Origin of the sequence: Stieleria sp. (genome assembly GCF_041595215.1) — a bacterium.
In the GTDB taxonomy this organism is placed as follows: domain Bacteria; phylum Planctomycetota; class Planctomycetia; order Pirellulales; family Pirellulaceae; genus Stieleria; species Stieleria magnilauensis.
The window spans coordinates 1-8,496 of record NZ_JBFHKV010000288.1 but is presented as its reverse complement, the minus strand read 5'-3'; the positions used below and the strand labels follow the sequence as shown (position 1 = coordinate 8,496).

8 protein-coding genes and 1 pseudogene are annotated in these 8,496 nt (G+C 58.3%); 2 read left to right on the top strand and 7 right to left on the bottom strand.

Annotated features, from left to right (window positions below; genetic code table 11):
* Together ABX749_RS13070 and ABX749_RS13065 are read left to right on the top strand one after the other, a co-directional pair.
* A pseudogene (locus tag ABX749_RS13070) lies at positions 1 to 430 on the top strand (peptidase M50); the annotation flags it as partial.
* A 31-nt stretch (positions 431 to 461) separates the two neighbouring features.
* Positions 462 to 1,451, top strand: a complete 990-nt coding sequence (locus ABX749_RS13065) for an endonuclease/exonuclease/phosphatase family protein (protein ID WP_372896374.1) — start codon at positions 462 to 464, stop codon at positions 1,449 to 1,451.
* A gap of 28 nt (positions 1,452 to 1,479) precedes the next feature.
* Here the strand turns inward: ABX749_RS13065 and phoU are convergent, their stop codons facing one another.
* The 7 genes from phoU to ABX749_RS13030 form a co-directional block, all read right to left on the bottom strand.
* Positions 1,480 to 2,157, bottom strand: a complete 678-nt coding sequence (gene phoU, locus ABX749_RS13060; protein WP_372896373.1) for a phosphate signaling complex protein PhoU — start codon at positions 2,155 to 2,157, stop codon at positions 1,480 to 1,482.
* Between the two features lie 8 nt (positions 2,158 to 2,165).
* Complete coding sequence (gene pstB, locus ABX749_RS13055; protein WP_145207732.1) at positions 2,166 to 2,999, bottom strand: phosphate ABC transporter ATP-binding protein PstB; 834 nt, start codon at positions 2,997 to 2,999, stop codon at positions 2,166 to 2,168.
* Positions 3,000 to 3,012: 13 nt separating this feature from the next.
* On the bottom strand, positions 3,013 to 4,242 hold the full coding sequence (locus tag ABX749_RS13050) for a PstA family ABC transporter permease (protein ID WP_372896372.1): 1,230 nt from the start codon (positions 4,240 to 4,242) through the stop codon (positions 3,013 to 3,015).
* A complete protein-coding gene (gene pstC / locus ABX749_RS13045; RefSeq protein WP_372896371.1) occupies positions 4,239 to 5,186 on the bottom strand; it encodes a phosphate ABC transporter permease subunit PstC in 948 nt (315 codons plus the stop codon). The genes ABX749_RS13050 and pstC overlap by 4 nt, the downstream gene beginning before the upstream one ends.
* Positions 5,187 to 5,331: 145 nt before the next feature.
* Entirely contained in the window at positions 5,332 to 6,396 is a 1,065-nt protein-coding gene (locus tag ABX749_RS13040; RefSeq protein ID WP_372896370.1) for a phosphate ABC transporter substrate-binding protein PstS family protein, read from the bottom strand.
* A gap of 367 nt (positions 6,397 to 6,763) precedes the next feature.
* Positions 6,764 to 7,768 (bottom strand): MoxR family ATPase, encoded by a 1,005-nt coding sequence (locus tag ABX749_RS13035; RefSeq protein WP_145207736.1) that lies wholly within the window; start codon positions 7,766 to 7,768, stop codon positions 6,764 to 6,766.
* Between the two features lie 89 nt (positions 7,769 to 7,857).
* Positions 7,858 to 8,496, bottom strand: a 639-nt coding sequence (locus ABX749_RS13030) for an SDR family NAD(P)-dependent oxidoreductase (RefSeq protein ID WP_372896369.1), incomplete at its 5' end; no start/stop codon positions are given.

Sequence of the window (8,496 nt, the reverse complement as noted above, 5' to 3'; positions counted from 1 at the left end):
GCTGCTAGGGCGTTACGTCAAACAGGGCGAAGAATTGCTGCGGGTTTCCGATCCCCAGGAAAAAGAAGTCTTAGCGATCGTCGCCGAAGACACTCTGGAAGCTTACAAGAAGGCGTCCTCGTCCAAGCAAGTCGCTTCGATCCGTCTACGGGGCGGCGTTTCAATCACGGCGCCGCTGCAGGATTTACAACCTTCCGCCAGCCGGACCCAGCCGCACCCCGCCTTGGCGGCGACGGCGGGAGGTCCATTGGCGGTGCAGATGCTACAGCAATCGGAGTCCAACGAGTTGGTTCATCCCCAGTTGCGTTCCGTGTTGCCCTTGGATCCGTTGACTAGTCTAGCGGTACAATCGGGGCAAATCGGGCGTCTCACCATCCCGGATGATCGCAGTCTGGTCTCGCGGATCTGGGATCACCTGCAGTCGCGTTAGCAATGAACTGTCCAACGCGCCGGCAGGCGAAATGACTGAGCGTTCACTATCATTAACGAATGTGTTCTCGGCCCTGGCCCGGTTGGCCTGCCTGGCGGTGCTGCTGGTGACGGTCGTGACCCTGTTCGCCCGTTGGTTCTGGGTATCGGACCTGCTTGCCAATCTGCGGACCCAGCAATTGATCGCCATTGCGGTTGTGATCGCGCTGTCCGCGATCGTCAGGCAGCCCCGCTTGGCGTGGATCGCCGCGGTCTGTTTCATGGTGCACTGCGCTGCCATGTTTGCTCAATGGATTCCCGACCCGATGTCCGCAGCGGGCGTTGAGCCATCGCTGCGCGTGATGACCATGAATGTGTTGACCAGCAACCGGTCGTATCAGCGGGTGTTGGACGAGATCCGCGAGGTCGATCCGGACGTGGTCGCGATCCTGGAACTCAGTCGCGGACTGGACGATTTCTTGACGGACCAATTGAGTCCCCGATACCCGCACGCCGTGACGCGTCCCCAAGATCACGGAAATTTTGGAATCGGCGTCTACAGCAAACTGCCGTTCGCTCGTTCCGAGGCGTTCGAATTGAACGAGAACATCAAATCGATCGAAGTCGAGTGTTTGGGGTGTCGATTGATCGCGACGCATCCCTTGCCGCCGATGGGCGCTGGTCGGTTTCGTTCGCGCAATGAACACTTGCAGTTGCTTGCGGAACGAATCCAGCGAACGCAAAAACGCGCTCCTGAGCAGCCGATCGTCGTGATGGGCGATTTGAACGTGACGCCCTGGTCACCGCATTTCGGCGCATTCGGTCGACGCTCGGGGCTGCGGCGGGCCAAGCAAGGGCTCGCCGCCACGCCGACCTGGTACGCCGGCGGTTCCAGTTTTCCGATGGGGCTGGTCCTGGATCACATCTTGATCAGCCGGTCGCTCGAATGTGCAAGCTATCGCGTCGGACCGCACATCGGGTCGGATCACCGCAGCGTCAGTGTCGATCTGAGGCGATTGCCTGCTGGGCAGGCGACACGGTAGCGAAGGTCGCGCGATCGGTGTTCGCGACTTATTTTGCGGCGTCGCCGATGACGCCATGTTTGTGACGTACGATTTCACCTTCGACCAGATAGATCGTTTCCTCGGCCAGGTTTTCAGCCAGATCGCCGATGCGTTCGAGGTGTCGCGAGGCGCTGAAGCAATGAAACGCCGGTTCGATCAGCGACGGGTCGGCTTTGATCAACTCCTGTAGATGTTCAATGATCTGGCGGTTTTGTTGATCGACCAGGTCATCCATCTTGATGACTTCGACCGCCATCTTCGCATCGTTGGTGACGAACGCATCGAGGGAACGCCGGACCATACGAATGGTGGCATCGACCATTTCGGTCATCTGTTCCGGGACGGTAAACATCGGAAATGCCGACATGGCTTTGGCACGTTCGGCGATGTTGCACGCCGTATCGGCCATGCGTTCGAGTTCTCCGTTGACCTTGACCACCGTGATCAGCCAACGCAGATCGCCCGCCATGGGCTGGTGAAGCGCCAGCAGTTTCAGGCACTCCTCTTCGATTTGTACATCGGTGATGTCAACGCCCTCATCGCTTTCGACGACGCGATCGGCGAAATCCGTTCGGCGTTCGACGAGCGCGCGAACCGCCATTTGGATCATCTGCTCGACGACCGTGAATTGGTTAACCAACTGCTCGCGAAGACTTTCCAGTTCGCGATGGAGGTGTTTTGACATCAAGGTTCTTATCCAAATTTGCCACGGACGTAGTCGTCGGTCTGTTTCTGCTGTGGCCGGGTGAACAGTTGCTCGGTGGGACCGGCTTCAATCAATTTGCCTTCGAAAAAGAACGCCGTTTTATCACTGCAGCGAGAGGCTTGCTGCATATTGTGTGTCACGATCACGATCGTGTACTGGGTTCTCAGTTCAAAGATCAGGTCTTCGATCGCCAACGTACTGGATGGATCCAGTGCGCTACAAGGTTCGTCCATCAAAAGCACTTCCGGCCCCACGGCGATCGCCCGGGCGATGCACAATCGTTGTTGCTGTCCACCGGACAGACCGAGTGCCGGTCCATGCAGCCGATCTTTGACTTCGTCCCAGACCGCGGCTTTTTGCAAGGACCATTCGACCAGTTCGTCCAGTTCGGACTTGGACGTTTTCATGTGCAGTCGCGGACCGAAGGCGACATTGTCATAAATGCTTTTGGGAAACGGATTCGGTTTTTGAAACACGATTCCGACTTTTCGGCGGAGCCCGACGACATCCAATCCGGGGTCCAGGACGTTGATTTCGGCGTGGTCATTGGACGCGTCACCGCTGATCGCAAGCCGCCCCTTGGCACGCGCGCCGGGGACGACATCGTTCATCCGATTGATCCATTTGAGCAGCGTGCTTTTGCCGCAACCGCTGGGACCGATGAACGCGGTCACCTTGTGCTTGGGGATTTCCAGTGACAGGTCGTGGATCGCTTGGAAATCGCCATACCAAGCATTCAGCTTTTCGATGTGAATCAGCGTTTGATCGGGGAGTGCATCGGAATTCTCCTCCGACTCGATCGCTGGCGTTACGCTTGACATGACTTCGCGGGGTTCAGGATTGAGCTTTTTGGACGTGATGACGAATATAGATCGCCGTCGAGTTCAAGAGAAGTAAGATGACCAGCAGGACGATGATGGCGGCGGCAGAAAGTTCCTTGAACTCGTCCTGTTGGCGTCCGGCCCAGTTAAAAATCAGCACCGGCATCGTCACCGCGTCGTCCATCAGGTGTTTGGGACCGCTGCTCTTGGCCACCGCGGCACCCATCACGACCAGAATCGGTGCGGCCTCGCCGATGGCCCGTCCCATCGCCAAAATCGAGCCGGTCATGATGCCGGGTAACGCGGCCGGCAAACAGACATCACGGACGGTCTGCCAGGTCGTTGCCCCCAGGCCCATCGATGCTTCACGCAGCGATGACGGCACCCCGCGGAGCGATTCCTGGGACGAAATGATGATGATCGGCAGAATCACCAGCGCGAGCGTCAGCCCCCCGGATAAAAAGCTTTTGTCGAACGGGAGCCGAAAGTAATACCAGTTTCGCTCGGTGATCGTCCCCCCGATGGCGCCGGCCCGAACCGTTTGACGCCGAATCGCGGGGTCGGAGGGCTTGGGAGTCCCCGGCGTCCAAATCGAGATCTCGATCGGATTGCCATCCGGATCGACGGCTTGGAATGGCTCGTCAAACGTGGTCTGACGCTTGGTGGGATCCGATTGCGGTACAAACACGACGTGTCCCGGTTCCAACGTCAGCACTTGGTAAAAGTGCTTGTATCCCATGATCTCCATTCCCGCCGACTCGTTGACGCGAATCTGGCCGAACACGTTGAACATGTAAACGAACACGGTCAGCCCCAGCAGCCCGTAGACGATCGATGGCACGCCGGCGAGATTGGAGATGTTCAGTTGCACGAATCCATGGATCCACCGCAACAACTTGTTCGTCGGTTGAAACTCTTCCAAAAAGACAGCCGTTCCTACGCCCAGCGGCAATGCGACGACCGCACAGGTGCCACAGACGAACAGCGAACCGAGGATGGCGGGCCACATCCCGCTTCGCTCGATCTCCAATTCGCTGTGGGCCCGCGTCAACAGATCGGTGGACAACCGAGACTGGCCTTGGCTCCAAATCGAAACCATCAAGACGATCAAGATGACCACACTGATCAACGCGATCGCGACACAGAGAAAATAGAACCACAGGCTGAGCCGCTTGCGCCGTTTCGCGTTGTCGGTCAAAAATTTTGCGTCCTGGTTGACGATCGCGTCAGGGATGGAGCTCATTGGTACGACTCCTTGAAGCGTCGGCGGATGATTTGGCCGCCCAGGGTCATAAGAAACGTGATCGTGAAAAGCGTGACCGCGACCGCGTAAAGACTGTAGTACTGCACGGTCCCGTATTCACTTTCGCTCTTGATCATCTCCACGATGAACCCGGTCATGGTCTGAGCCTGTTGCGTCGGGTCGAGGGTCATCGTGGGCAGGGTTCCGGCGGCCAATGCGACCACCATGGTTTCACCGATCGCTCGACTGAAGGCGAGTAGGAACGCCGAGATGATGCCGCTGAGCGCCGCGGGGACAACCACTTTGACAGACGTTTCAAACGGGGTGCAACCGAGTCCGTAAGCGCCTTCCCGCAAGCTGCGAGGCACCGCACGCATCGCGTCCTCGGACAGGCTGCAGACCATCGGCAGACAGAGGATGCCGACCGCGATCCCCGCGCTGGTTGCATTAAACGTCGAAAACGCCCCGTCGCTGATCAATTGGAGCGAAGGGCTGATGACAAGAATCGCGAAGTAGCCGAGTACGACGGTGGGCACCCCGGCGATGATTTCCAAGGTCGGCTTGAGCCAGGATCGGATTCTCGCCGATGCGAATTCGCTCAGGTAGATCGCGGTGATCAACCCCAGCGGCAACGCGATGATCATCGCGATCAGCGTCACACGGAACGTTCCACTGAGCAGCGGCAGGATGCCAAACTTGGCCTGCGCCAAGTCCTTGCTCTGCAATGCGGTCCACTCGGTGTCGGTGAGAAACCCCGACATCGTGACCGCTTCGCTGCGAAAGAAGCCGGCACTCTGCGTGATCAACATGTAAATGATGCCGACCGTGATCAGCACGGTTGCCGTGGCGCACAACGCCAGCGAAATCACGATCAGACGTTCCGAGAAGGCGCCCGATCGGGTCGACCGAAACTCGCGATTTTGAAGGGCTTTAGGTAGCGGCATCAGTTCACCGTATGCTTCCGATTGCAGTGGGCAGCAACCGTTGGTGTAGTAGCCGTTAGGCGATACCCCGTCGCTGCGAAGCAGCGACGGAGGGCGGCTAAAGCCTGCACACCAACACGTATGCCCATGCGATCTGTTTCTGCGCCTACTTGGTCAAGTTTTCCGGCTGATAGATGTCAGCGACCGCACCACTTCGCGAATTGCCTTCGGCATCGATGTAGTGGGTTCCGGCATTCTCTTCGTCCAAGTTTTTCATGCCACGCTGCATGATCTCGTCGGGCAAGCGGACGTAGCCGACGCGTTCACAAAGACTCGGCGCGTTTTCCAGGAAGTACGACACAAAGGTAGCAACTTCGGCGCGGGGCAACGAGGCGGTGCTGACGTAGATAAACAACGGGCGGCTGAACGGTGCGTACGCTCCGCTGGCGATGTTTTCCGGCGTCGGCAAGTAGGCTTTCTCGTCCTTGGGGTTGATGATCTTTGCGGCCTTCAACTTGTCCTTGCTCTCTTCGTAATATGCCACCCCGAAGAATCCGATCGCATAAGGGTTTCCGGCGACACCGTTGACCAGGACGTTGTCGTCTTCGTTCAAATTCATGTCGTTTCGAAGCGCGTCCTCGGATTTTCCGATTACGACTTCGCGGAAATAGTCATACGTTCCGCTACCGGTTCCCGGGGCAAAGATCTCGATGGTCTCGTTTGGCCAACTGGGGTCCACATCGCTCCACTTCTTGGCCGCGTCGGGGCCGACAAAGATTTTCTTCAGCTGATCGACCGTCAGGGTATCGACCCAATCATTTTTGGGGTGGATCACGATCGTCAGTCCGTCATAGGCGACGGGGATCTCGATGAATGCGACGCCGTTTTCTTTGCAGGCTTCGAATTCGCCCGGTTTGATCGGACGCGATGCGTCGGAAATGTCGGTCTCTTTGTCTTGGAACAATTTGAATCCGTTGCCAGTGCCTTTCCCGTCGACGCTGACCGTGACGTCGGGATACAGCTTGGCGAATTCCTCTTTGACCGCGTTGGCGATCGGTTGCACCGTACTGCTGCCGTTGATTTTGATCGTGCCGGTCAGGTTGGACGCGGCGACCGCGCCGCTCGATTCGGTCGTCGACGTTTCCGTCTTGCTGCCGCATCCGACCATTCCGACCAGCAGACTCGATACTAACGCAAAACAGCCGATCGCTCGTTTCCGATTCAGGGGCATCGGGCGAGAAGTGATTTGGAGGAACATCCCAGCAAAACTCCGCTAAAGATTGGGGGGGAACCCGTGTCGCGATTCGAAAGCCCGCCGATCCCTGAGGGAGCGGCAGAGCGTGCCCCGAAGTGGGCCATGCGCGGAAAGATAGCAGCGACTGTCGGAATTGACGACCGTCTAGCGGACGCTACCCGTGTGAAGATTAGATGAACATCGACCACGCCAGACGAATTCCCCAGGAATCGTCGAGTCACGCTCCGTTTTCTACCTGAATGGCGGGCACAAAACGGTCGATTTTCCACACTTTTCTCGTCGCATGTTCACCGGTATTCGGCAATTCATGCCGACCGGAGTAGGGAGGACGCTGGCGGGCCCCCTATTCGGCGGACTCGCGAACTTTCTCCAGAATCTCCAACAGCACCGAATCGGTTTCGATGCCCTCGGCTTGGGCTTCGAAGTTCAGCAGAACTCGGTGTCGCATCGTCGGCAAATAGACGCGGCGAATGTCTTCGAAACTGACGTTGTAACGTCCGGCCAGGATGGCGCGGACTTTCGACGCAAGCGCCAGCGTTTGGGCTCCCCGCGGACTGGCGCCCCAACGCACATATTGATTGGTGGCATCGACCGAATGGGCGCCGTCGGGATGGGTGGCCAGTGTCAGGCGGACCAGGTAGTCGCGGATTGGAGGCGTCAGTACGACGTCGCGCACCATGGTTTGCATCCCGCGGATCTCGGCCCCATCCATCACCTTATCGATCTGCGGTTTTTCGCCCCGCGTGGTTCGTTCGACGATCGTGTTGAGATCGTCACGGCTGCTGTAGCCGACGACCAACTTGAACAGGAACCGGTCCAGTTGTGCTTCCGGCAGCGGATAGGTGCCTTCTTGTTCGATCGGGTTCTGGGTCGCCAAGACGAAGAACGGTTGTTCCAGTTCGTATCGTGCTCCGGCGGCCGTGACCGTGCCTTCCTGCATCGTTTCCAGCATCGCGGACTGCGTCTTGGGCGTCGCGCGGTTGATTTCGTCGGCGAGCAGAATCTGGGTGAAGACCGGTCCGCGTTGAAATTGAAACTGACGTCGACCGTCTTCGGATTCGACGATCATGTTGGTTCCCAAAATATCTGCCGGCATCAAGTCCGGGGTGAATTGGATTCGATTGAAATCCAAATCCAACACTTCGGACAACGTTCGCACCAGCATCGTTTTGCCCAGCCCCGGCACACCTTCGAGCAAGCAGTGGCCGCCACACAGCATCGCCGTCAACACACCCTGGACGATGTCGTCATGCCCCACGATGACGCGGCCGATCATTTCACGAACTTGTTCATAACGCTCGCGAAAGTGGTCGGCTTTCGCTTGGGTCGATTCGTCAGCGCTGGTCATAAATCACTCAAGAGGAGAAAAACGTTGGTGGAGTCGTCGCCCGGTCGCGTCAACGGTCCCGGGCGCGTCAGTGGAGCAGTCTAACGAATTCAGCGCGGGTGTGTCCGGCTCCAGCCGCCGTTGACTTGAATCGTCTGTCCGTTGCAAAACGTGTTGTCCGGATCGGCGACGAAACACACCGCCCGGGCCACGTCTTCGGGCGTCCCCCAGCGATTCATCAACGATTGCCGCCGTGCCCGGCCGTCCCAGTACGAATCCGTTGTTTCGCCCCACGCCGTTTTGATCCAACCGGGCGCGACCGTGTTGACTCGAATGGTCGGGCCGACCTCTTGCGCGACGCTGTTGGCAAACGCCATCACCGCGGCTTTGACCGGACCGAACATCTGTCCGGCGTCGCCTTCCATGCCCACGGGCGCTTGGTCCCAACCGATAAACGTCATCGACGGCGGCTGCGCTTCGCTGCCGGAAACATCTTGACGCCAGCGCCGGATCACTTGGCGGCTCAGATCGATCGTCGCCAGGACATCGGTTTCGATCAGCCGCCGCAGTTTCTCGGCGAACGATTCGTTTTCGAACTCGCCGGTCAAGACGTCCGCACCGGCGTTGTTGACCCAAGTGGTCGGCGGGCCGAGAAAGTCCCAGCTCTCGTCGACCAACCGTTGCCGCTGCTGCGATTGGCAGATGTCGGCTTGAACCAGACAGGTCGTCGCGCCGAGCGCTTCGACCGC